Origin of the sequence: Halobacillus litoralis (assembly GCF_020524025.1) — a bacterium.
Taxonomy (GTDB): Bacteria; Bacillota; Bacilli; order Bacillales; family Halobacillaceae; genus Halobacillus; species Halobacillus litoralis_D.
The window spans coordinates 195,944-219,373 of record NZ_JAIVKN010000004.1 but is presented as its reverse complement, the minus strand read 5'-3'; the positions used below and the strand labels follow the sequence as shown (position 1 = coordinate 219,373).

Here is a 23,430-nt window from a genome sequence, read left to right as displayed (position 1 = left end):
CCAGCATGGAAAGAGGGGTAACTTTCACTCCCCCATTTCGTCAAACAGCCGGGGGACCAAACTTCCCTTTTCGAAAATCCGCATACGCTTCTTTAATTTCTTCCATGGTATTCATGACAAATGGTCCATGAGGAACAATGTCTTCACGAATAGGAGCACCTGAGTAAACCAATACTTTGGACCGCCGTTGATTCGCTTTAATTTTTAGTTCACTCTCCCCTTCTTCATCCTCATTAAAGGTTAAAGTCCCTACACCATGTTTTTTAAGCCCAGCCTTATTCTCACCTACTTCAATATCACCGGCCAGAACATATAAGAAAGCCTGGTGGTTCCCGGGAATATTCAAGGTATATTCTGCATCTTCTGCCATTGTCCACTCACTGAGAGTAATGGGAACAATGGAATCCAGAGGACCTTGAACACCTGCTAAACTCCCGGAAAACACCTTAACTGACCCTCCCCGGAACGAAACAACAGGGGCTTCTTCTCCATACACATTTTGATAAATCGTTTCTGATTTCTTTTGCTCCTTAGGCAAGTTGAGCCAAAGTTGCAGGGTGTGTGCGATATCATTTTCGACACCGTCTTCTGCGTGTCGAGCTGCCCAGCCGGCATTCATATACTGGACATCCCCCGGTTCCAGAATATCGCGTCCTCCACCGTTATCAATATGCTCAAGCCGACCATCGATGACATAAGTAACGGTTTGAAAACCACGATGGGGATGATCAGGGAATGTACCCTTCTTGAACCAATCTTCTGCCATTAAAATAAATGGGTCAAACTCCTTCCATCGCTCAGGCGGAAGCACCCAGCCTTTTTGAATAGCCGGAAAGCCCATTTCCTTATACTGTACATACCAGTGATCCTTTATCTCCCGTTGAAAAGCCACTATAAATCCTCCCTCATTATTTAGTTGCTATAACGACTACCTATGAACAAAAAAGGGCTCCTCACCCTTCAATGTTTTGCTGTATTTTCGAAAGGAGCCTGTCCAGTTCCTGCAGCTCTTCCTCTGTAATCCCGTTTGTAACGTCATCATTAAAAGATTCGGCGACAGGGATGACTTTCTCTTTTAATTCTTGGCCGCTCTCCGTCAAGTAAAGTTCTAAAGAACGACGATCTTCACTGCAGAACTTTCGTTCAATAAATCCTTTTTTTTCCAAATTTGATGCCATACGAGCTATGTTGGTTTTATCTTTCCCTAAATAATCTGCCAGTTGATTCTGTGTTAACCCATCTTTTTCCCATAACAGCATCATAATTAGATTCTGTTCTGGAGCAAGATTGTATGGCTGAAGCTGGGATTTAATATAGCCCGTCAGCTTCAAGTCGGTTTGGTGCAGTTTAATGCTGATATAATCCTGAAAACGTAGTCTCATGTTGGTCCCTTCTCTCTCGCGATGAACTAGTTGCTATACATACTATCAGTATAATAAGAGCTGTATAGGATGTCAAAAGTCCCAATAAAAACAGAATGAACATAGACTAATTTCCCGCATATTCATGTCTGGATCAACTTATATGAATAGGTGACACAGAGAAAGAATTTCTTCCTATTTAAGAGAGGAGGAAGTTTAACTCCCCCCTTTTTCTGCTTAGGAACATATGGGACAAAAGGTAAGGACAGGGCCACTATAATTCCAAGATGGTTCCCTCTTTTAACAGAGGACTGCCGGTGGCTATTATCTTTGGATCATGTTTTTTATTTTTGGAAACAACCGAAGTGCATTTTCATAAAATACATGTTCGTGATGTCTGGAAGGAATAAGGTTCCCAATAAATTCCGCATAATCTTTAATAGGTACGAGCGGCCAGTCTGAACCAAACAGAAGTTTCTCATAATGATCACAAAAAGAAAGCGCGTGACGCACATGATTAAAATGATCGCCGGCAAGTTTTTCATCGAGGTCTGCCTTCGTACCAACGACCCACCCCGACAGATCGGCGAACATATTGGGGTTTTTGTATACGACTTCCGCTCCAGTAAGCACCCATGGATCTCCTAAATGAGCCATCATAAAGTTTACATCCCTCCGGTCTACAGCCACTTCATCCAGTGTCAGCGGATGTGCATATTTTAATAGACCGCGTTCAGAGTAAGTATCTCCCGTATGAAAAACAACAGGGGTTTGATAAGCGGCGGCTAGATCATAGACAGGCTGATAGACAGAGTCATAGGCATAAAAAGGATAGTACCCAAGGTAGATTTTTATGCCTGCAACAGCGGGCTTCTGAATCTCTTTCTCTAAACGATCCAGTCCCTCCTGATCCAGACTATATGGGTTGATCCCTGGACATACAGCAAGGCTGGCTGGGATTTCAGGTTCCAAATCGAGCATCATGGGGGAGACGGCAAGGGGGTCAGGGAACTCCTCTGGTTCTGTTTCCGTCACGCCCATCCCGATACAAAGGGCTACTCCTCCTTCGTCCATTTCTTTTCGCAGCCCCTTCCCTGAATAATCAACACGGGATTGGTGCTCTGTGTCGATAAAACTTTGGATGTTAGAAAAGTGAACATGAGCATCAATGATGGTCATACGTTTTCCGCCTGAAACGAAAGACCGTGGAAGAGATGGTGTGCCTGAGGCAGGTCCTCTTCTCCATAGTAGAGAAATGTCGGTGCAACGGACGCGGTATCTTTGTAAGCAGCCTGCCACTGCTGAATGGTTTCAATGAAATAAACATCCTGGTTCATGTAGCAGCCCGCTTCTTTTTTCACGGAAGGATATAAGTACGTAAGCTTCTCCCTGCGCTCATCTGATCCAATTAAGACTGCTGGTGTATTTTCCAGTTCATATTCTTCCACTCCTGCGTAATACGTATGGAAAACACCCCCTGGTTTTGGAACATGTGCATAACAAGAAGATAATTCTTCTCCAGGTTTAAAAAACGCCTCAAACAGAAGTTTTTCATTTGTAAACGCGCGATTTGCTCCTTGGTCAATTTCTGCATATAAAGCGACAACCGGAACACCAGGCAGCGTTAACGTATACTGTTTAAGTGTGACGCCTTTCATCTTTTCATGTTTTGTAATGGTTGTAGTTACACAAAGACCCGTCCATCTTTGACCAAGTGTATCGATTCTCTCCACCGCCGTGACGTTTGTATGTTCCTTAAGCATGGAAAAGGCACTAACGTCCGGGAGAGCGTATCGTAATCCCCCTCCCCATGGATTCCACCAGCTTCGAGCACCTGCTTCAGGGTATTGATGATGCAGAGCTTCACGGTTCTCATACATCAATGAGTAAACACCTGGGTAGTAGGCAGCATCGGCAGAGAAGGAAAGAATGCCATTGTTCACAGTCCAATGGCCTTCCTCTTCAGTTACCTTGATGCCCTGGTGGCTCTGAACGAGCTGGAGGGTGTGGAGTTCCGCTTCCTGTCCGGATGAACGAAAACGTCCTTTTATCTCCTTGATGCCCGGCGTTTGATGAGTCATTTTGATATTGATTTCAGTTTTAGAATCCTCTCTTACCGCCTCTTTTACGAACGTTTCTTCCTCAACATTTACTGTCAGTGACCCGTGGACATAAGGAGTTAGAAGCGAACGGAACGTATAGACCACTTGTTCGCCTACGCACGATATGAAACTTCCGTCGGATGCTTCCAAAGCATATAAAGGTCTCTCTTTCAGTTCTCTGCCGCCTTCCCCGACTACCAGGTCCCGCCAATCACGCCAGTTCGAAACAGCATTTATACCAATCTGAACAGGGCCGAGACACCTCTTTTCATGTGCTGGAAGTTTTCCAAGAGAATATTCAATACTGAAACGCCAGTCGTTCTTCTTGCCAACCGCATTCTCAGGCCAACCCAGAGCCTTGGTATCGCCCCACGAATTACTTGTGTACAGCCATGGTTCCGATATATCCTGATCACGGATGTATTCTGTATATGGAATTAATGCTTCCGTACCTACAGCAACACCATCTTTGAAAGGTAAAGCCATCTGCTTATACATAGGGAAAACAGGCAGAAGCAGATGCATGTCCGTTTTCGCCTCTCCTCGATTAATTAACTCGTGATGCATCTCGACAAGCCCATCCCCATAAACCTTTATGTACGTGTTTAAAAGGACTGATGGGAAAGCCTCTGATTCCAGCGTTGTTTTTAATACAAGAGCTTCTGCGAGATGAATATATTCGACAGATGAAGCCTCTTTTTTTGAAAATTCCTGACTGAACGGTTTCCCAAGATGGGGAGTCATAATTGTCACTGGGTCCTCTTTAGATCGAATAGACCCTGCTTTTATAAAGTGATTGCGTTTTTCGATCTCAATAAAATAGGGACCATTATATCCATACCAGTAGTTTTGTGTTTCCCCGCCGAATTTCCCTCCGTACCCCGGAAAAGCCAGCCTCAATGGAGCTTTAAAAGTCAATGGTTCTCTATTTTCAAATTCTACACACACCTCAATATCCTCAGAGAGGAAGTCATTCTTCTTTAAGGTAACAGGAACAGGGATGGATAGGCGTTCCTTCTTCCCGACTTCTGCTTTCACCGCAGAATTCCCCCAGTCTAATACTTCTTGTTTAGGTAATTGGATTGTCCACCGTGATGATTCATCCAGGCTGCTCTCTAAATCCAGATAGACAGTACCCTGTTGATTTTTTCTCCAACTGTTATGAACCGTCCGAAGGTTTATTTTACCTGCATAGATTGGAAAGACGCCTGTTTTAAAAGGGATGGTATTACCGTCTATTGTAAAATCAGCCTCTACAACCGGGTGTGTTTTCCAAGGACTGGGCTCTCTAGCAGGCACGCTCACGTGAAGCGGCAGTTCTCCCTCCCATTCCTTCTCTACTTCTAATTCTTCCACAAAGTCATGTTTTATTAAGGAGGATGATGACCCGTGAACATTTATTCTTACCGGCGTTACGGTTTTATTCACGACCCGGTAACACACAGAATGTTCTTCGTTCTCAAGAAGTTTAAATTGCGGAAGACTCATCTCTATGAGAAGATTTTCTGTCTCAATCAGCCGGATGCCCCTCCCTGTCCGTTCGATTTGTATGCGGACAAATTCATCCCCCGCTGTCCACTTGTACTCATAGAACGTATGATCATTTTCTTTTACTCCATCAGGCTTAATCTCTACCGGACGCTGACTGGATTCATACCAATCATTCCTTTCAAAGAAAGGACGGAGCCATTCGATTTGAAGTACCAAGGGCATGAAGTTCATTAAGTGTGTTGTATCATCACGCTCTTCCCAAAAAAAACCACACTTCTTGTACAGCGGCACGGCTTTTGTATTCCCCGGCCATGTAAATAAGTCGAGACGCGGCCAACCGTATTCAACAGTTTTCTCTATAGCCTTTAATAAAAGCGCCCTGCCTATTTTCTTACCGTGATAATCCGGATGAACGTTCAAAAGAGGAATGTAAAGCGAGCCCGTATCTTCTCTATATTCAGATAGACCACAATAACCCACGACTCTGTCCTCTATCAGAGCAAGGAATAAGTGGAGGTTTGTAGACTTTCCTTCTTTCTCCTTTACCTCCTGCTCTGTCGTCACAACAGCGTCGCCACCCCACTCACTCCGGCTTTCATTCCACATATCCGCAATGCTCTTAGCGAGACCTTCATGATATTCTACGATTTTAACGCCCTTTAATGTCTGCATAGATTTATCCTCCATTACGTTTGTTTATCGGTTTTCTTCCACCACTTCAAGCTCGTGCATAGGTCTGATCTGATTCATCAGCGCCACCACCTTTTGCATGTTTTACTAAATTCGAAAAGTAAACTTTGAAATGCCTAAGTGGATAAATGGGAATCTGATGTCACCGCATGTCAATGGCAGCAACAGAAGAACCTCCCAGTTAATAAAAACAAATGAGAGAAAACAAGAAACATACCTAAAAGATCCATGTATTAAAAAAGACTTATCATTCACAGTGTATGAGATTCTCATCACCAAGTAAAGAATATTCAGAAATGTCATTGTGGAGGGGATTATGCTTCGCGCGCTTCTGAAGGCAGGGATAAATTACAGAAGAAAAAGGTTAAGAAAAGATATGCCCCAGCTCTATAAGCAGGGGAATGAATACAAAAACAACACCCTTGATTTAATCAAGGGTGTTGTTTCCTTTATGATATTTGCTCATCCTGGGCTGCCACCCGCTTGGATTCCCGCTTCCTTTTAGCAGCCATTGCATATTGAGAGGCAATGACCGCTAGAAGGGCAGCCTGAACAAGAACGGTTTCCCAAGTTGGGTAGAAACCTAGTAAATCAATCGTGGTCATACCCTTAATTTGATGAACCGGAATAATATCGGTAATCTGCAATGCATGTACACTGACGCCTGCAAATTTAAAAGCAATATAATAAATAAGAATACTAGCCGCTAAGAAAAATGGACGTACGGGAATTTTAACACTTAATCTGATGATAAGTACTCCCAGGACAACCAGGAAGATAAGCGCACTACCCATCCCGATCAGAAGCTGGGAAAGGCGTATGGATGGCGCTAATCCGAGGTAAAAGATGATGGTTTCTGCACCCTCACGGAAAACTGCTATAAAAGTAATCAAAGCCAGCATCCATTTGGCACCTTTGTTCATGGCTTTATCCAGCTGCTTATTGACAAATTGATTCCATGCCAGAATATTGGACTGCTTATGCAGCCAGGCCCCGACAGACAACATCATGATAACCGCAACAATCCCTGTTACACCTTCAATGATCTCGCGATTCGTTCCCGACTGTAAGCCGGCGAATACCATGGTCAAAAGAATTGCTAAGCCTGTGCTTAAAGAAAGACCGGCACCAAAACCACTCCACACCCAGACACGCTGGTGTTCATTACCAGTTCGTCTCAAATATGCAAGAAGAGTGGCAATGATAAGGATAGCTTCCATACCTTCACGAAGCAGAATAAAGAAAGCATCCCACGCTGAATAGCTGCTTTCACCTGAGAATGGTTCCAAGTCCTTTTTCATTTGATCAATCATCTGATTGGCTCCATCAGGATCCGGCTGGTCTGAGCTCAAGGCACTTAAGACGTTCGTCATAGTGACCTCTGTCTCGTTGTAGATTTTTTGTGATTTAGTCAGGACTTTCCCCTCTACAACCGGCCAGGATTGAATGAATTGTTCCATCTGATCAGCTGCTTTATCCAACTGATTCTGACTAATATTTTTTTGCGTTTTTTCGAGTAAACCAATTAAGCCGGCAATCGTCTCATCTTCCCCGCTTGATGATTCGCTCGTTACTTTTCCATCCAAATACTTCTGAATGGCCAGTTTAAGCTCCGCAATTGCATTTTCTGCCTCTTCCTTGTCCACTGGTTCTTTATTTAAGGATACCCGGACCATAGCCATCTTCGTTTCAATATTGCCGTACGCTTTAACGTTTGTCTCTCGTATCGGCTTCTCAAGGGAAGTCCATGAAGACACAAATTTCCGGTTCAGTTCCTGAGCCCTTTCTGTATCCCCGTTTTCAACTACAGACTGAAGCTGATCTAAATCTTTTGCAAGGTTCCGGAGCCCTTGACGATCAATTTGGGAAGCTTGTTCAGCAGATGAACTAACGTACTCATCTGTCACTCGAGCTAAGCTCACAATTCGTTCATATAATTGATCCTGATTAATAGAAGAAGATTGAAGCATCTTTTGGGAAGCCTCTAATTCTTCGGAAATTACAGCTTCGGTTTCATCCGAACTCGTTTTGTTTTCTCTTTCTTCCCATATCGTCTCATAAGTATCAAGAGACTGTTTCAGTGCTTCATAGTCCTCGCTTCTCACTTCGACCAGCGCATTGCCGACCGTAGGTAACAGGTTTTCCTTCCCCTCAGATGCTTGCACAGAAGTCATCGAAGTGGAGATCAACATCAGGAAAACAAATGCCCCCCATGCGAGTGCAGCTATTCGCTTCGCGTACATTTTTGTCATCCTTTCCTCTATTCCCCTTTTTCATTCCATTGCTTAGGAAACGCTATAGATATTTCTACGTGTACAGGGTTGCAGATTAAAAGAGGACATCTTATAGAATCATTTTCCTGTATTAAAGGAATGAAAGGACAGGGAACCCCTTCCTTTCGATCTCCTTAGGGTAAATGGGCAATATCGTCTTTCTACAACACGTTCGTGTATAAATAGTGTAAGATATGATTAAAAAATTGAATCCCCTACATATCCACCTTTGTTTGTTCCTCCAGGGCAGGCGAATACAGCTGATCCTATATGACGGATATATTCGTTCATACGGTCAGAACCTGCCATCCGCTTTTGTATCGGTACAAATTGTTTAAATGGGTCCTTTTGATAAGAAATGAATAACAAGCCTGCATCCAGTTGAGCACGGGTCGGGTCCATCTCGCTTGAGTAGGAATACGAACGTCTCAGGATTTTTTGTGAACCGTCCCCACGGGCAAGCTTAATATGTGAATCAGAAGGTACATATAAGTTCCCATTCTCATCTTTCTTTTCAAAATCAACTTCGTCAAATTCTTCTTTCTGACCTAAAGCAGCTCCGGATACTTTGTCGCGGCCGAAAGTCTTCGTCTGTTCACTAAGATGCGTACGGTCCCACACTTCCAACAGCATACGGATCCTGCGCATGACCATGTAACTGCCGTTCTTCATCCATGGAGCTTCCCTGCCGTTGGACCAAACAATATCATTGAATTCTTCTTTCGAACGTGGATTTACTGTTCCATCTTTAAATCCAAACAGATTCCTGGGCGTGGACTGTTTGACATTCGATCCGTTGGTCCGTTGGAACCCAGACTGCATCCACTTCAATGTAACGGCTCCGCGACCAATACGGATAAGGTTTCGAATGGCATGAAAAGCGACTTGCTTATCGTCTGCACACACCTGGACGCAAAGATCCCCTCCTGTCCACTGATCTTCAATCTGATCACCAGCAAATGAAGGAAGCGGCTTCAGACAATCCGGCTTTTTACCAGCCAGTCCAAAGCGGTCGGATCCTTCTTTCACAAAAAAAGTTGGACCAAATCCAAATGTAATGGTCAGGTTGGAAGCAGTTAACCCATCTGCTTCCCCTGTGTCTGCTGGTGGGACGTAAAGGTTATCCTCATAAGAATCAATCAGTTTAGCTTGAGACATTTTCTCTGAAGCGACCGTCCAGTCTTTAAATAATTGACGGACGTCCGCTAAGGAACTGGTTGTAAGGTCAAGAGAAATCAGATATGCATACGTCTGCGGTGGAGTCACGATTCCCGCCTGGTGTTTTCCATAGAATGGAACTTGATCATCTTTTAACGTTGGTTCCTCTTTGTCGCTCTTCGTATTCCCCAACGCCGTTATAGTTCCGAGACCGCTCGCTCCGATTAACAAGCCAAGACCCCCGGCCCCCGTTCGATATAACATTTCACGCCTGGATATTTTGCTGTTTGATTTATTCGACTGGTTGTGTTCGTTACTCATCATTTCCATCCTTTCATAAATGAACGGCACAAAACCACTAGACTTGTAATCTAGTGGTCATTTGGAGGGACTCAGGATTTTTCTAGTACCATCCCAATTTGGGAAAGTGGTTCAGCAAGAGCATCAATCGCCTTACTCAATTTCTGTGTATCTTCCTCCGTTAGATCGGTGTAGGAGACATATCCTTCCGCCTGCTTGTAATCTTCTAATGCAGTATAAACGCCTTCAAATCGTTCGTCCAGGGTCCCGGCAAGCTCGGGATTCTTTTCCTCCAGTACAGGATTTAAGAGCTCTACTATTTTCTTCGCTCCGTCAACGTTCGCAGCGAAGTCATAGAGGTCCGTATGGGAGTAGCGTTCTTCCTCCCCGGTAATCTTAGATGAAGATACTTCATTAAGAAGGTCAACAGAACCTGTCACAAGCGTTTGCGGAGCTACTTCTACAAGCTCCACTTTAGCGCGCAGGGCTTTTACATCATTCAGCAGCTGTCCTGCATATTCTTCTGCACCTTCTGTTTGATTCTCTTCCCATAGAATCTTTTCGATGCGGTGATAGCCCGTCCACTCTTCTTCCGGGACATCTCCTTCACGTGCATCAATCTTAGGATCCAGCTGGCCCATGGATTCTGCAATCGGTTCAATACGCTCAAATGGCATTCTTGCAACTGGGTAAAGTTCTTTCGCTTTCTCAAGCTCACCAGCTTTAACAGCTTCCACAAACTTTTCTGTCTTCTCAACAAATACATCCGTTTGCTCAAGTCCATATTGACGATATTGCGCAACCGCTTCCTCCAGCTTATTCTGGGCGTCTGTGTTCGTTTGTTCTGTCTGCTTAACGCTGTTTTCGTTCTGTTCTTTCCCCTCAGCTTCTTGATCTGAACTGCAGCCTGTAAATAGTAAAGTTGGTATGAGTAAAGATGTATAAATCAATTTAGATATTTTCATATGTATTAAATCCTCCGTGAGTGATAATGATTTTCAGTATCTACTAATATAGTATACTGATAACCATTCTCATGTAAAGGATTTGTTCAAGATTCTGTCATTTTAACCAGCCCCACCTTACACTCGACTAAAGTCCACGAAAACATTCGTTTGAACTCCATTCTTCATCTTTCTCTTTACTTGTCCAAACCTTAAATAAAAAAACAACACTAAACTTTAACAAAACCTAAAAATAAAAGCCCCTTTCATCTAGGAAAGAGGCTGATAACTTTACTCTACTTTTCTACTGTTTACTAAATCTGCCTGCACGATAAAACGCTTCGGAGCAGAGCCGATAAAGTCAAATGGATAGCAGGTGGTCAATGTGAGCGTTGGTTTTGATTTCGATACTATAACAGAAGTATCTTCTGAATCAGTCACCCAGATGTTGTTAATTTGATACTTGTATTCAGTAACCCCTTCTGTTACGTAAATAAAGTCACCTTCAACTAATGCGTCAAGGCCAACAAACGTCGTCTCCCTGTGACCGGCAAGAGCTGTATGTCCCCCTTCAGATGGAGAAGTGGTAAAAGGAGTATCATACATACCGACCCCTTTTTTCAGCGTAGCTTGATCTGCTCCATAAAACACAGGATAGCGTTTGCCCAATCGAGGAATCACCAACTCTCCTACATGTTCACCTGTTTGATAATCAGTGATTGTTTCTGCCGAAAGGTGGTTTACCTTTTTATTTTCTACTCCGGCAGCTTGATTTAAAGAAGAGGAAGAGAGGGATCTCTCTTCCTCTAATTCAGGGTCAAAGGAGGCCACCCTGCTTTCTGTCCACCATTGATATCCATTTAAGATGACAATCGAAAGTCCCATTATAATGAAGACAATGGATAGTTTCTTGACCATCGGAATTCTCCTTTAACACCCGTTATTATTGAATTATGCTTTCACGTTTTTTCTTCTGAAGAGTAACAAAGCCCCGGCACCAGCAATGATTGTTCCTACAAGCATTCCAGTAGGATAATTAGTATTCGTTTCTGCCAGAGGTGCTCCGCTTTCGTTATCAGAAGCGCCTAGGATTTTAAAGATGTTCTTCGCATTGTCCGTGTTATCGATATGACCAGCGAACATGTCAGAAGCAGGTCCATATGCATAAACAGGAACATCTACGCCTGTGTGACCACTTGTCGTCCAGCCTGTACCGGAACGTTCATTGAAAATAGATTCAATGGCATTATCTACCTCTGTCACTTTTTCATCTTCTTTAGCGTTTTCGAATGCCTCTTTGACAGACGCAAGCTCTTCTTCTGTTACATCGAATTCGATATTTTCGCTAAGTGTAGCCTCAATATCTTTCCCTTCTTCTACAATCTGTTTGGCCATGTAATCAGGGGTTTTCTTAGCCGCCTTGATGACATCAGGATCCCATTTGTAAGGGCCATTCGCTCCAACAGTCAAACCACCGGTAGAATGGTCTGCAGTTGTTACAACAAGGGTTTCTTCATCCTGTTTCGCAAATTCGATTACTTTCTGGAAAGCTTTCTCGAAATCTTCCATTTCACTCATAGCTGCGACAACGTCATTGTCGTGTCCAGACCAGTCAATCTGGCTTCCTTCAACCATAAGGAAGAAACCATCTTCATTTTCCTTAAGAGCGTCAAGCGCGGTTTCCGTCATCTGCTCAAGTGAAGGCTGCTCTTCCGGACGATCAATCGCCTTGTCCAATCCGACCGGAGCAAAAAGACCAAGGATTTGTTCATCTTTTGTCTTCGTTAGTTCTTTTGTTGTCGTGACATAATCATAACCGTCTTTCTTAAATTCTTTTGTAAGATCACGGTCATCTCTTTCGAAGTAATCCGTTCCTCCACCAAGAAGTACATCGACTTTGTGTTCGCCGTTAATCATATCATCGTAATAATCGTCCGCAATTGCATCGTAATTATGACGGGAAACATCATGTGTCCCGAATGCAGCTGGAGTGGCATGGTTAATTTGTGAAGTAGAAACCAGTCCCGTAGACATGCCTTTTTCTTTCGCTTCTTCTAACACAGTCTTCGTGTTTTTCTGTTCCATATCAACAGCAATAGCTCCGTTATACGTTTTAACTCCTGAACTCATCGACGTAGCGGTTGCTGCCGAATCCGGGATATTTTCTTTTTCGTCATCTTCTCCACCATCATGGAATGGGTCTGCGGAGTAAACCGACTGCATTCCTACAAGATAAGGGTCAAAGGCTGTATCTTCCATTTCAACTGTGCTTTGATCATCCTTAAAATACCGGTAGCCTGTTGTATATGCAGGCCCCATGCCGTCGCCAACCATGAAAATGACATTTTTCACATCTTCTGTTTTCTCAGATGCACTTACATAATCCGTGTTGGACGCTCCGACTGATGATCCAAAAAACAAACAAGACAACGCTGTAACGGACAGCACTTTTTTAGCTACACTGTTCTTCATATTTTTTTCCCTCCGAATGAATAAGATTATTAATATTACATACACAATCTTAGTGACCAAGTGTAAATAGCGGACTAATTTAACACTACGTTTATGTAAAAAAACATGAAGCTTTTGTAAATACATGTAGAATAAGAGGAGGTTTCTTACTTACTTTTCCCTATGCGTTTAAAAATACAAGAACCAGAAAAAATATCCAATCCATTTCTACTTACTTTCATATGAGCAGAATGGTTGGTCAAACTTTTATTTTTAGAATGAATGGTTTCATCTATAATGTAAGATATAAAAATAGAGGTGGTATTTGTGAAAGTGAATAACCTGGAAAGTGCGATGAAGAATGCAAAATACTCCCTTGAAGTGGAAGGCCTGAATGTCACACCAGAAATGAATCAACTGGTTAAGGACGTATTGGAAGGAAGAATAACTGAAGCAGAGTTTGAAAGACAAGCCCTGGCTATCGCAAAACAAGCTAAACGGTAAGATTAGATTTAACCTATCGTATGTCCTTTTCTACCTTTATGCTTAAGAAATCAAAAAAGGCGCGGTGTCTGAATAGACCCGCGTCTTCTAGCCCCTATTCTTCTGCCTCCACAGCATCTGCCTTCGTCTTATGCACTGTACCAAACGGATGCTCAGGCGGTGCATAAATGGAATAAAGCTTAAGTGGACGATCACCCGTGTTGGTCAAATTATGCCACTTACCTGCAGGAACCATGATGGCAGAATCTTCGTATGCTTCTTTTACAAAGTCTAATTGATTTTTCTTATCCCCCATTTGAACGATCCCCTGCCCCTGCTCAATTCGCAGGAACTGATCAACATCAGGGTGGACTTCGAGACCAATGTCATCTCCCACCCCGATACTCATCAGGGTTACTTGTAAGTGCTCACCAGTCCAGATCGCTGTTCGATACGTATCATTTTGAATCGTCGCTTTATCAATGTTCACGACATAAGGCTTCTTCCCGTAATCTTCCAAATGAATATCGCGATTGATTTGAGTCGACAACGCTTGGAAGCGATTGGCGTGTTCAACTTCAGTCTGGCACGCATTTGAAAAGACGTTGGAGATTGGCATTGACTGAGCGAGGTGGTACATTTTTTGGTCGTTCTCATAATTCTTCAATTCGCTCTCATAAGCTCTTTGGATACCTTCTTCATAAGTATCACACGTCATGGGTTCAATAGAGTAGGAAGGCGGGCTGCCCGTCATGGAGGTATACAGGCGGGAAAATTCCTGCAAATAGGCATTCTCTTCCTGCCACGTTCGAATAATTTCCTGTTGATGTTGTTCATTAGGTGCATGATTAACTAAACGGCTGTAAAGTTCGCTGGATTCAGCCTTTCCCTTAATGGCCGCAAGGATCTTTTCAGAAATTTGCTGGTGATTGTCCTGGCTGCTTCTTGTTATAGATGACCGGGTATTCGAGGAGGCATTACCTAAATAGGTATGAGGATTAAAATACAATGGACTCTTCCCCTTCTCAAAGTTATAAATTCATCCTATGCAGAAATAGGAATGAATGTACGTATCACATGTCCATAATTATCCAGCCAACATAAAGAAAGCCGGCCCTGAAAAGGCCGGCTTTCTTTATGTTGGTCTCCTTGAATTCATGTCCCGCAGAAAGTACGGTATGGTCTATCAGTAGGATCTGGAAGGTCGGTATACAAATCCTGTTCCTGTGTGTAGGCGTAAGGATCTTTCAGTACTTCCATTAACCGTTCCATCACACGAAAATCTTTGCGTTCAACAGCCGCTTCCAACGCTTCTTCAACAAGGTGATTCCTTGGAATGACGGATGGATTGGATCTTTTCATAAGAGAGAACGCCTCTGCTTCTGACTGAGGTTGTCTTTCCAACCTTTTCTTCCATTGTTTATGCCAGTTAACGAAAGTGGTTATCCCTGCCATTTCCAAACGCTCCGTTTGATCAAGAGTCAGCGCGCGGAACGTGTTAGTGTAATCCGTTCCATTCGTTTCCATAATCTCAAGCAAGTCTTCAATCAGCGCTTTATCCTGGTCTTCTTCAGTGATCATTCCGAGTTTCGCCCTCATTCCATTAAGCCAGGCTCGATTATAAATCTTTCCGTAATCAGAAAGAACCTCCTGAGCGATCTGGACCGCCTGTTCTTGATCGTGATGAATAAGTGGAAGCAGCGTTTCTGCAAGGCGGGCTAAGTTCCATTGCCCAATTGCGGGCTGGTTTTGATAGGCATAGCGCCCTTCATGGTCAATGGAACTGAAAACTGTTTTTGGGTCATACACATCCATGAACGCGCATGGTCCATAATCAATCGTCTGCCCGCTGATTGTCATATTGTCCGTATTCATTACTCCGTGAATAAAACCAACCAGCTGCCAATTGGCAATCAAGAAAGCTTGACGTTCAACCACTTTCCTATAAAAAGAAAGATATTTATTTTCATCCTCCAGTGCTTCTGGATAATGACGTTGAATCGCATAATCAGCTAATAGGCGAAGATCTTCCACCGTGCCCCATTGAACGGCATACTCGAAAGTTCCTACACGAAGATGACTTTCGCTCACACGTGTCAGCACAGCTCCAGGCTGATCTGTTTCACGCCGGACGTCCTCCCCCGTCGCTGCCACAGCAAGACTTCGGTTTGTCGGTATTCCAAGGCCATGCATCGCTTCACTAATCATATATTCACGAAGCATCGGTCCAAGCGTTGCCCTGCCGTCGCCTGCGCGGGAATAAGGGGTGGGACCAGACCCTTTCAATTGAATATCGAAACGTGTGCCTTTTGGAGTCACCTGCTCACCTAATAGAACAGCGCGGCCATCTCCCAGCATGGTGAAATTCCCGAATTGATGTCCCGCATAAGCCTGTGCGATCGGCAAAGATCCTTCCGGCCATTCATTACCTGCAAGCACTTTAATATCAGGTTCATTAGCAAGCCCTAAATTTTCAGCAAGTGATTTATTGAAGACAACCAGTTTTGGAGCCTCTACCTTTGTCGGCTCCATTCTTGTATAAAATAGATCCGGTAATTGAGTATAGCTCTGTTCTAATTTCCATCCAGGCTTATTTTCTTGTGTCATGGAATCTCCTTCTTTTGTTCTGTCTTTATCCTACATCCACAGTATCATAACCCCTCTGCGGATGTACTTATATTCGTTTTGATCGATTAAGATTCTCCTAATCATTGTCTCACTCACTACTCAGTTACAACGGTATTTCCAGTTAAGTAGATGTCTATCTATCCTGCAGCCAATCGAGAATGACCCGGACAATGATATCCTGCTGCTCCTTCACTGGTATATCCGCCTTATTGTCCCCTTTTTGTTCACCATAAATACCGAATTGTGCATGGTTACCGCCTTCTATTTTATAAAAAGTGGTCTTCTCACTTGATAAGAGTTCTTTCGTTTCGTTTATTTTCTCTTCCGTTGTTAAGCCGTCCTTTTCTGCATAGATCGATAAAACAGGGACATTTGTATCACTAAAATCACTGCCGCTGCTTGGATAGGAGGCAAGGAAGATTAAACCGTCGGTCGTATCAGAGTGTTGATGAACAAAGGAAGCTGCTGATACACCACCAAGGGAATGACCACCTATATACCATTCTTCAACTGAGGGATACCGAGCGATCATTTCTTCGGCTTTGTTTGTGCTCAGCATTGACAAATTGAGGGTTACTTCAGGTATTCCTGTCACATACCCCTGCTTAGAAAGCTGCTGTGCGATGTAGCTATATGCTTCCGGCTCTACTTTTGCTCCCGGGTATATGATAAGCCCTGCCTTATTCTTTTCTTCCGGTTCATAAAGAACCCATCCATCCTCTTTAACTGCATCACCAGCTAAGCGCTGCAGCATTTGAGAAGGTTCATAGGTTTGCTGTGCCCATATATAAAAAGCTGTACCACCAGCAACAATGAGTGCAGCCATACTTAACAGCACATATTTAAATACTTTTTTCATAAGTGCTCCCCTCTTCATCTGGTTTGATAAGACTGCAAAACTCTTATCTAAAAGAATCCGTTCCAAATATGTTCATAGATGCTTCCCTCTACCCCCTGAATCCTACTTGACTGATAACGAAGCAGATTAATAAGACACCGATCCCCAACATTCTAATCCCATACAGTTCTTTCTCAGATAAGGGGTTTCCTTTTATTTCGCGCCATCCAGGGTAGAAAAAACCAATGAGAGGAGCTAAGGTTAAACCGACAACCATGATGATTATTGCAAAAACCTCCACCACCCCGCCCCCTTATAAAATAAGATATACTCCTTCAGTCATGCATCGGAAGATTTCCGATTTAATTCTTCCAAGTGTTTTAATATCCGTTCGTTTTGTTCCACCTGGATACTTGAGTTTCTGCTCAAAATCCTGAGCCGCCTAAATATAAAAGCAATAACTAAAAGAGCAGCTGCAAATAGTGCCGTTCCCATAAATTTCTCCTCCTTCAAGATTCTTAATAATAGAATTCTAATCTTGTCAGCACGTAAGCGAATAGTCATGACAGCATTTCCGCTCCTCCTATTTATTCCATCCTACCACGAAACAGCTGAACGCGAAGAAGAAAGGAACTGGATGAAAGAGTATCGAACAAAGGAGGCTGATTATATGTATCACTCTAATGACCGGGTGTGAAGATCAGAAGAAGAATCTTCTTCCATCAGTCATTGATAAGACAAAATCTATAAGCTTTATAGATGTCCGCGGGTGGCTCCCATGGTCAGGGAGGGAATTTATGCTTACGTTTTACCTGAATCAAAACCTGATCACGCTTTCATGAAGAGAGCATTGTTATAAAAAAACAAGCTTCCCTGCATCTACAGAGAAGCTTGTTTTACTATTATCCATCCAACAAATGGCAGGAAGCCAATTGACTGGATTCCTTCCCTCTTTGCAGCTTTGGTACTTCATTCTTACAGCGATCCCATGCAAACGGACATCTTGTATGAAAAGGACATCCAGAAGGTGGATTAGATGGACTCGGCAGATCACCTTCCAATACAATCCGCTCTCGTTTGGCACGTGGATCCGGGACAGGTACTGCAGACAGTAAGGCCTTAGTGTAAGGATGCTGAGGGTTTTGAATCACATCATCCCTCTCTCCAATTTCCACGATATTTCCTAAGTACATCACAGCAATACGATCGGAAATAAAGTCGACCACACTCAGATCATGAGCAATAAATAAGTAGGTCAGGTCAAATTCATCCTGCAAATCCTTTAATAGATTCAGCACCTGTGATTGAATGGACACATCCAGCGCAGAAACTGGTTCGTCTGCAATAATCAGCTTTGGTTTAACCGCAAGAGCCCTTGCAATTCCAATTCGCTGACGCTGTCCGCCACTGAATTCATGCGGATACCGTTCTGCGGCTTTTTTTGGCAGACCAACGGTGTCCAGTAGTTCATACACTCGCTGATCAATCCCTTTACCTTCTTCCAAACGGTGAACGATCAAAGGCTCAGCGATAATATCCCGAACAGTCATACGCGGATTTAACGAAGCATAAGGATCCTGAAAGATCATTTGGAAATCTTTTCTGGCTTTTTTCAATTCCTGGCCGCTCACTGTATCCATCCGCCTGCCATCAAAGGTTACAGTCCCTTCTGTCGCTTCTAACATCTGCATAATCATTCGGCCTGTCGTTGATTTTCCGCATCCCGACTCCCCTACAAGGCCAAATGTTTCTCCTGCCTGAATATCAAAAGAAATTCCATCCACCGCTTTTACGATTTGTTTTGAGCGTTTACTGAACCCTTTTTGACTGACAAAATGCTTTTTCAAACCTTCCACTTGTAAAAGAGGTTTTTTCATAGCGATTCCCCCTTTTGTTCGTGCAGCCAGCATCGATTTTCTCCATCAAAGAGCGGAGGCTCTTCTTCCCAACAGTGCTTGTAGACAAACGGGCACCGATTGGCGAATTTACATCCTTTGGGACGGTCTTCCGCTGTAGGAACCTGTCCCTTAATGGAATCCAGACGCTCCGCACGGCTGCCAATCTTAGGGATTGAGCCGAGCAGCCCTTTTGTATAAGGGTGTTTTGGATTTTCAAAGATCTCATAAACGGTCCCCTGCTCCACAATCCGCCCGGCATACATAACGGCCACTCGATCGCACATTTCCGCAATGACTCCTAAATCATGGGTAATAAACAGAATAGCTGTATGATGTTCATCCCTCATGTTACGCATGACATCAAGAATCTGGGCCTGAATCGTTACGTCAAGAGCTGTTGTCGGTTCGTCGGCTATGAGAAGCTTCGGATCACAAGACATTGCCATCGCAATCATGACACGCTGCCGCATTCCACCAGACAGCTGATGCGGATACTCTTTCATAATTTCTTCCGCTCTTGGAATGCCTACTTGATCTAACATATAGACAGCATGTTTCTCAGCGCCCCTCTTGGAAATAGACTGGTGCTCACGGATAGCTTCGACTAACTGCTTCCCAATTTTTATTACGGGGTTCAAAGAAGTCATTGGCTCCTGAAAAATCATAGAAATGTCATTACCTCGCAGCTTCCTCTTTTCCCGATCGGTCATTTCCAGTAAGTTTTGATTCTCAAAAAGAATATCCCCGCCAGTCACTTTACCCGGCGTACCTTCCAAAAGCTGCATGACGGATAAGGACGTCACACTTTTACCACTCCCGGATTCTCCAACAAGACCAACGATTTCGCCGGGATAGAGGGAAAGATCAATCCCTTCAACAGCAGGTATCGTTTCACCGTCGACATGGAAGCTCGTATACATTTGATTTATTGACAATATAGGGTTGGACATAACCTTTCCCTCCTTATTCTCTAATTTTCGGATCGAGTGCATCACGTAACCCATCTCCCAATAAGTTAAAGGCCAGAACTGTCAGGAAAATAGCCAATCCCGGGAAAAACGTAACGTGGGGAGCATTATTTAAATAACTCCGCCCATTACTAAGCATCGCCCCCCATTCGGGTGTGGAAGGATCTGCACCGAGACCAAGAAAGCTTAGTCCAGCTGCGATCAGAATAGCCGAACCAATACGCATAGTAAAATAGACAATCAACGTCGAAACCGTTCCAGGAAAGATGTGTTTCCAAATCGTCCGCCAGTGTGATGAACCGATGGACTGCGTCGCTTCCACATATAAGGTGGATTTAATGGCGAGCGTGTTACTCCTTATAATCCGGGCAAATACAGGAACACTGAATATGGCTACTGCCATCACAACATTGACAAGACCCGGTCCTAAAATAGCGATGATGCCAATTGCAAGCAGCATTCCAGGAAAAGCGAGCAGAACATCCATCACGCGCATAATTGCACTATCTATCCATTTTCCAAAGTAGCCGCTAATCACTCCAAAAACAGTTCCGACAACCGCCCCTAAAAGAACAGAGGATAATCCCACAGCCAAAGAGATTCTTGCTCCGTGCAGAATACGACTGAAGATATCACGACCGAAGTCATCGGTTCCAGCCAGGTGCTGCCAGGACGGCCCGGATAACAACTGATTATAGTCCGGTTCATTGGGCTCATATGGGGCGATATAGGGACCGATGATGGCTACAATAAACAAGAGTAAGAGAAAAGCACCTGCTGCAAAAGAGACCTTCTGCTTTTTGAAAGAGCTCCAAAATTGCTGAAAAGGTGTCACTCTCTTCTGTTCCTCCATATGAACATTAGCTTCAGCCATCAGGACCCCTCCTCGTAACGTATTTTCGGATTCAAGAATCCATAGAGTAAATCAACCAGTAAGTTAATTAATAAGAACTCAAGAGAAAACAATAAAATCTCCGCCTGAATTACTGGATAATCACGCGCTGTGATCGAATTAATAAGCAGCCGCCCAAGTCCCGGCCAGCTGAATATTGTCTCCGTAATAATCGAGCCACTGAGAAGAAACCCAAATTGCAGCCCCGACATTGTTACAACTGGAATCATCGCGTTCCGTAACGCATGTCTGTTAATAACCTTAAACTCTGCTAATCCTTTGGCTCGTCCAGTACGAATATAGTCCTCTTTCAACACATCCATTAATGAGGAACGAGTAAATCGGGCAATAATAGCAGCTACACCTGCTCCAAGCGTTAAAGATGGAAGAATATACGATTCAATTCCACCAATACCTCCTGTCGGGAACCAGCCAAGCTGGACGGAGAACAATTGAATCAACATCAGTCCAAGCCAGAATGACGGAATAGATACCCCGGAGACGGCTAGGAACATCGTCAAATGATCCTGCCATTTATTTCGCTTAACAGCAGAAATCACACCGATCAGCAGTCCAAACAGTAACGCCCAGAACATACTGGCAAACGTTAAAGAAAGCGTCGGAACGAAACGCTCAGCGAGCATATCCATAACAGGACGCGCGCTTACGATGGACGTCCCCAAATCCCCTTGAAAGAGATTCGCCATATAATCCACATACTGTTGGTAAAGTGGCTCATCCAACCCATATTTTTCACGGATATTTTTAATTTCCTCGATGGTTGCATCGGTGCCGGCAATTAAGCGGGCAGGATCACCGGGAATTAAATGAACGAATAAAAAGGCAATGACGGATATGACAAACAATAACGGAATCATGCCTAAAATTCGTTTTATACTATACTTCAGCATGGTCTCCCTCCTTTTTCTTATTAATGAAAAGAAATAACAACGTCATGGAGATCCCCCTTAAAGAGAAGCTTTTCCATTATCTTCACCTTCGTCAAATACTTTTTAAGAGAACCTCTATAAAAAAATGATTTTCATAAAAGCATGAAAGAGGTTGAGCGCTGAACGCTCAACCTCTCCCTTTTATTCGGAAACAATTTCAGCTTGTTTTAGATCCATGACACCCGATGGAAGCATCGTTAATCCATCGACATATTCCTGCTCGGCATAAATCAGATCAGGTACAGCAAGGAATACCCATGGTGCATCATCCCAAATGATTTGTTGAGCTTCTGCATAGTATTCACCGCGTTTTTTATCATCAGCGGTAGATAATCCTTTTTGCAGAAGTTCATCAACCTTTTCATTCTCATAATAAGCCGTGTTGTAGGCTTCAGGCGGGAAGGATTTAGAACTGAATAGTGGACGAAGTCCCCAGTCAGCATCAGCAGTAGATGGAGACCAACCTCCGTTATAAAGCTCCAGTTCTGCATTATCAGGGTTATCTACACCCCAGATTTTATCCCCAAGTGTTCCACCTTCCATTGGCACAACGTTAAGCGTTATCCCAACCTGGCTTAGCTGCTGTTTATAGAATTGCATCATTTTTTGTTTCAAAGAGCTTGTACCGCCCCAGATTGTTGTTTCAAAGCCATCCGGATATCCGGCTTCTGTCAGCAGCTCCTTCGCTTTTTCAGGGTCATACTTGTAAATTTCCTGCTCGGCATAATGCTGGGTGTCCGGGGCAATTTCAGACTTAGTAACCGAAGCATATCCATCATAAATCACATTCACATAAGCTTCTTTATCAATGGCGTAATTTAGTGCTTTACGGACTTTTGGATCATTGAATGGTTCTTTCATTGTGTTCATAGAGAAGTATTTTACGACAAGAGAGGGTTTATTTACTACAGATACGCCCGCTTCATCTTTTAAAGTTTCAACCTGGTTTGGTGCTACCGGGAAAACAAAATCTGCTTCGCCTGTTTGAAGCATTGCTACACGCGATCCACTTTCCGGTACAGGTTTAAATTCAACACGGTCGACTTTTGGTACTCCTTCTTCTCGATAACCTTCATACTTTTCAACGGTTAAATGATCTCCGCTTTTCCATTCTGTAAATTGAAACGGTCCTGTCCCTACAGGGTTGCGGGCAATTTCATCACTGCTCTCAATCGCTTTAGGGCTAATCATAGCTGCAGCCGGGTGAGCAAAGTTGTTTGGCATCGCACCAAATGGCTCTTTTAATGTAACTTCCACTTCATACTCGCCGGTTACTTCGGTTTTTTCCACCAGTTCAAAAAGTGAGCTGCGTCGAAGCTGACTTTCAGGATCAGCGAGGCGGTCGATATTTGCCTTCACCGCCTCAGCATTAAAAGGCGTTCCATCATGGAAAGTAATACCTTCTTTTAATGTAAAAGTGAAAACGGTAGAATCTTCATTCGCTTCGTATTCTTCAGCAAGGACAGGAACAATGTTAAGGTCCTCATCAAAACCTAACAGCCCTTCATAGATGGCCGACTGGGCTGAGTAGGACTGGTTATCATTCGTATCGTGCGGGTCCATGCTTGTGAAGTTACTCTCTACAGCAATCGTCAAACCTTCTTCATTTGACGGAGCTTCTGCTTTTTTATTCTCTGCATCTGATTTTTCACTGCTTTCCTCATTATTACTGCAGCCGGCAGCAACTACAACGAAAGCTAGAGATAAAATCATAAATAAGCGTGATAATTTCAATGGATACTCTCCTTTTCCAGAAATGTTTTAATTGAACACGTACTACCTTTTTTATATAATGCGATAGTATGTAATTCTTATCAAATTACTTGGATTTTAATATAGATGTCGAAAGATGTCAAAGTATGGGTCCTGATTTCCACAATTTTTTAATTGATGAGGTAAAGTTCTTACTTATCTCTGTAAATAATAATTAGATTTTCAGGAAATGTTGTGCATTTTATATCCACTATAAATATCAATAACAAGGCTCTGTTAAACGTCGATGT

The 23,430-nt window shown here is 43.4% G+C and carries 21 protein-coding genes; 2 read left to right on the top strand and 19 right to left on the bottom strand.

The features are described 5' to 3' along the window. Positions 1-40: 40 nt before the first annotated feature. The 9 genes from LC036_RS15225 to LC036_RS15185 all read right to left on the bottom strand — a co-directional run bounded on the left by LC036_RS15225 (position 41) and on the right by LC036_RS15185 (position 12,791). Positions 41-841, bottom strand: a complete 801-nt coding sequence (locus tag LC036_RS15225; RefSeq protein WP_226585218.1) for a pirin family protein — start codon at positions 839-841, stop codon at positions 41-43. 112 nt (positions 842-953) lie between these two features. After that, positions 954-1,382: a MarR family winged helix-turn-helix transcriptional regulator gene (locus LC036_RS15220; protein ID WP_226584653.1), complete on the bottom strand. Its 429-nt coding sequence runs from the start codon at positions 1,380-1,382 to the stop codon at positions 954-956. 303 nt (positions 1,383-1,685) lie between these two features. Further along, positions 1,686-2,540: an amidohydrolase family protein gene (locus LC036_RS15215; protein ID WP_226584651.1), complete on the bottom strand. Its 855-nt coding sequence runs from the start codon at positions 2,538-2,540 to the stop codon at positions 1,686-1,688. Then, positions 2,537-5,626: a GNAT family N-acetyltransferase gene (locus tag LC036_RS15210; RefSeq protein WP_226584649.1), complete on the bottom strand. Its 3,090-nt coding sequence runs from the start codon at positions 5,624-5,626 to the stop codon at positions 2,537-2,539. The genes LC036_RS15215 and LC036_RS15210 overlap by 4 nt, the downstream gene beginning before the upstream one ends. 467 nt (positions 5,627-6,093) lie before the next feature. Beyond that, a complete protein-coding gene (locus LC036_RS15205) occupies positions 6,094-7,896 on the bottom strand; it encodes an FTR1 family iron permease (RefSeq protein ID WP_226584639.1) in 1,803 nt (600 codons plus the stop codon). A gap of 219 nt (positions 7,897-8,115) precedes the next feature. Continuing rightward, positions 8,116-9,396, bottom strand: coding sequence for an iron uptake transporter deferrochelatase/peroxidase subunit (efeB, locus tag LC036_RS15200; protein ID WP_226584637.1), 1,281 nt, complete (start codon positions 9,394-9,396; stop codon positions 8,116-8,118). A 71-nt stretch (positions 9,397-9,467) separates the two neighbouring features. Next, a complete protein-coding gene (gene efeO, locus LC036_RS15195) occupies positions 9,468-10,340 on the bottom strand; it encodes an iron uptake system protein EfeO (RefSeq protein ID WP_226584636.1) in 873 nt (290 codons plus the stop codon). Positions 10,341-10,610: 270 nt separating this feature from the next. After that, positions 10,611-11,237, bottom strand: coding sequence for a sortase (locus LC036_RS15190; protein WP_226584634.1), 627 nt, complete (start codon positions 11,235-11,237; stop codon positions 10,611-10,613). 33 nt (positions 11,238-11,270) lie between these two features. Continuing rightward, positions 11,271-12,791 carry an alkaline phosphatase gene (locus LC036_RS15185; RefSeq protein ID WP_226584632.1) on the bottom strand — a complete coding sequence of 507 codons (1,521 nt, stop codon included), beginning with the start codon at positions 12,789-12,791 and terminating at the stop codon, positions 11,271-11,273. Positions 12,792-13,097: 306 nt separating this feature from the next. On the opposite strand from LC036_RS15185, the gene LC036_RS15180 reads away from it, so the two are divergent. Beyond that, complete coding sequence (locus LC036_RS15180; protein ID WP_226584630.1) at positions 13,098-13,274, top strand: antitoxin VbhA family protein; 177 nt, start codon at positions 13,098-13,100, stop codon at positions 13,272-13,274. 94 nt (positions 13,275-13,368) lie between these two features. Here LC036_RS15180 and LC036_RS15175 read toward each other — a convergent pair whose 3' ends face one another. From LC036_RS15175 to LC036_RS15155, 5 genes are all read right to left on the bottom strand, one after another. Then, positions 13,369-14,262, bottom strand: coding sequence for a cupin domain-containing protein (locus LC036_RS15175; protein WP_226584628.1), 894 nt, complete (start codon positions 14,260-14,262; stop codon positions 13,369-13,371). A gap of 146 nt (positions 14,263-14,408) precedes the next feature. Beyond that, positions 14,409-15,860, bottom strand: coding sequence for a protein adenylyltransferase SelO (locus tag LC036_RS15170; RefSeq protein WP_226584626.1), 1,452 nt, complete (start codon positions 15,858-15,860; stop codon positions 14,409-14,411). 154 nt (positions 15,861-16,014) lie between these two features. Continuing rightward, positions 16,015-16,740 carry an alpha/beta hydrolase gene (locus LC036_RS15165; protein ID WP_226584624.1) on the bottom strand — a complete coding sequence of 242 codons (726 nt, stop codon included), beginning with the start codon at positions 16,738-16,740 and terminating at the stop codon, positions 16,015-16,017. 88 nt (positions 16,741-16,828) lie between these two features. Continuing rightward, a complete protein-coding gene (locus LC036_RS15160) occupies positions 16,829-17,020 on the bottom strand; it encodes a hypothetical protein (protein WP_226584621.1) in 192 nt (63 codons plus the stop codon). A 38-nt stretch (positions 17,021-17,058) separates the two neighbouring features. Then, entirely contained in the window at positions 17,059-17,214 is a 156-nt protein-coding gene (locus LC036_RS15155) for a hypothetical protein (protein ID WP_226584618.1), read from the bottom strand. A gap of 67 nt (positions 17,215-17,281) precedes the next feature. Here LC036_RS15155 and LC036_RS18525 point away from each other — a divergent pair, with 67 nt between their 5' ends. Continuing rightward, positions 17,282-17,416, top strand: a complete 135-nt coding sequence (locus LC036_RS18525; RefSeq protein WP_264188397.1) for a hypothetical protein — start codon at positions 17,282-17,284, stop codon at positions 17,414-17,416. A gap of 205 nt (positions 17,417-17,621) precedes the next feature. Here the strand turns inward: LC036_RS18525 and LC036_RS15150 are convergent, their stop codons facing one another. The 5 genes from LC036_RS15150 to LC036_RS15130 all read right to left on the bottom strand — a co-directional run bounded on the left by LC036_RS15150 (position 17,622) and on the right by LC036_RS15130 (position 23,161). Next, on the bottom strand, positions 17,622-18,596 hold the full coding sequence (locus LC036_RS15150; protein WP_226584616.1) for an ABC transporter ATP-binding protein: 975 nt from the start codon (positions 18,594-18,596) through the stop codon (positions 17,622-17,624). Then, a complete protein-coding gene (locus tag LC036_RS15145; protein WP_226584613.1) occupies positions 18,593-19,567 on the bottom strand; it encodes an ABC transporter ATP-binding protein in 975 nt (324 codons plus the stop codon). The genes LC036_RS15150 and LC036_RS15145 overlap by 4 nt, the downstream gene beginning before the upstream one ends. 13 nt (positions 19,568-19,580) lie before the next feature. Further along, positions 19,581-20,459 (bottom strand): ABC transporter permease subunit, encoded by an 879-nt coding sequence (locus LC036_RS15140; protein ID WP_226584610.1) that lies wholly within the window; start codon positions 20,457-20,459, stop codon positions 19,581-19,583. After that, positions 20,459-21,388 carry a glutathione ABC transporter permease GsiC gene (gsiC, locus tag LC036_RS15135; RefSeq protein WP_226584607.1) on the bottom strand — a complete coding sequence of 310 codons (930 nt, stop codon included), beginning with the start codon at positions 21,386-21,388 and terminating at the stop codon, positions 20,459-20,461. The genes LC036_RS15140 and gsiC overlap by 1 nt, the downstream gene beginning before the upstream one ends. A 180-nt stretch (positions 21,389-21,568) precedes the next feature. Then, positions 21,569-23,161: a glutathione ABC transporter substrate-binding protein gene (locus LC036_RS15130; RefSeq protein ID WP_226584604.1), complete on the bottom strand. Its 1,593-nt coding sequence runs from the start codon at positions 23,159-23,161 to the stop codon at positions 21,569-21,571. Between the last annotated feature and the right edge of the window lie 269 nt (positions 23,162-23,430).

Excerpts from the sequence above, each read along its gene's own strand:
- LC036_RS15225 (WP_226585218.1), bottom strand. The coding sequence starts at position 841 with ATGGGCTTTCCGGCTATTCAAAAAGGCTGGGTGCTTCCGCCTGAGCGA.
- LC036_RS15220 (WP_226584653.1), bottom strand. The coding sequence starts at position 1,382 with ATGAGACTACGTTTTCAGGATTATATCAGCATTAAACTGCACCAAACC.
- LC036_RS15215 (WP_226584651.1), bottom strand. The coding sequence starts at position 2,540 with ATGACCATCATTGATGCTCATGTTCACTTTTCTAACATCCAAAGTTTT.
- LC036_RS15210 (WP_226584649.1), bottom strand. The coding sequence starts at position 5,626 with ATGCAGACATTAAAGGGCGTTAAAATCGTAGAATATCATGAAGGTCTC.
- LC036_RS15205 (WP_226584639.1), bottom strand. The coding sequence starts at position 7,896 with ATGACAAAAATGTACGCGAAGCGAATAGCTGCACTCGCATGGGGGGCA.
- efeB (WP_226584637.1), bottom strand. The coding sequence starts at position 9,396 with ATGAGTAACGAACACAACCAGTCGAATAAATCAAACAGCAAAATATCC.
- efeO (WP_226584636.1), bottom strand. The coding sequence starts at position 10,340 with ATGAAAATATCTAAATTGATTTATACATCTTTACTCATACCAACTTTA.
- LC036_RS15190 (WP_226584634.1), bottom strand. The coding sequence starts at position 11,237 with ATGGTCAAGAAACTATCCATTGTCTTCATTATAATGGGACTTTCGATT.
- LC036_RS15185 (WP_226584632.1), bottom strand. The coding sequence starts at position 12,791 with ATGAAGAACAGTGTAGCTAAAAAAGTGCTGTCCGTTACAGCGTTGTCT.
- LC036_RS15170 (WP_226584626.1), bottom strand. The coding sequence starts at position 15,860 with ATGACACAAGAAAATAAGCCTGGATGGAAATTAGAACAGAGCTATACT.
- LC036_RS15165 (WP_226584624.1), bottom strand. The coding sequence starts at position 16,740 with ATGAAAAAAGTATTTAAATATGTGCTGTTAAGTATGGCTGCACTCATT.
- LC036_RS15155 (WP_226584618.1), bottom strand. The coding sequence starts at position 17,214 with ATGGGAACGGCACTATTTGCAGCTGCTCTTTTAGTTATTGCTTTTATA.
- LC036_RS18525 (WP_264188397.1), top strand. The coding sequence starts at position 17,282 with ATGACAGCATTTCCGCTCCTCCTATTTATTCCATCCTACCACGAAACA.
- LC036_RS15150 (WP_226584616.1), bottom strand. The coding sequence starts at position 18,596 with ATGAAAAAACCTCTTTTACAAGTGGAAGGTTTGAAAAAGCATTTTGTC.
- LC036_RS15145 (WP_226584613.1), bottom strand. The coding sequence starts at position 19,567 with ATGTCCAACCCTATATTGTCAATAAATCAAATGTATACGAGCTTCCAT.
- LC036_RS15140 (WP_226584610.1), bottom strand. The coding sequence starts at position 20,459 with ATGGCTGAAGCTAATGTTCATATGGAGGAACAGAAGAGAGTGACACCT.
- gsiC (WP_226584607.1), bottom strand. The coding sequence starts at position 21,388 with ATGCTGAAGTATAGTATAAAACGAATTTTAGGCATGATTCCGTTATTG.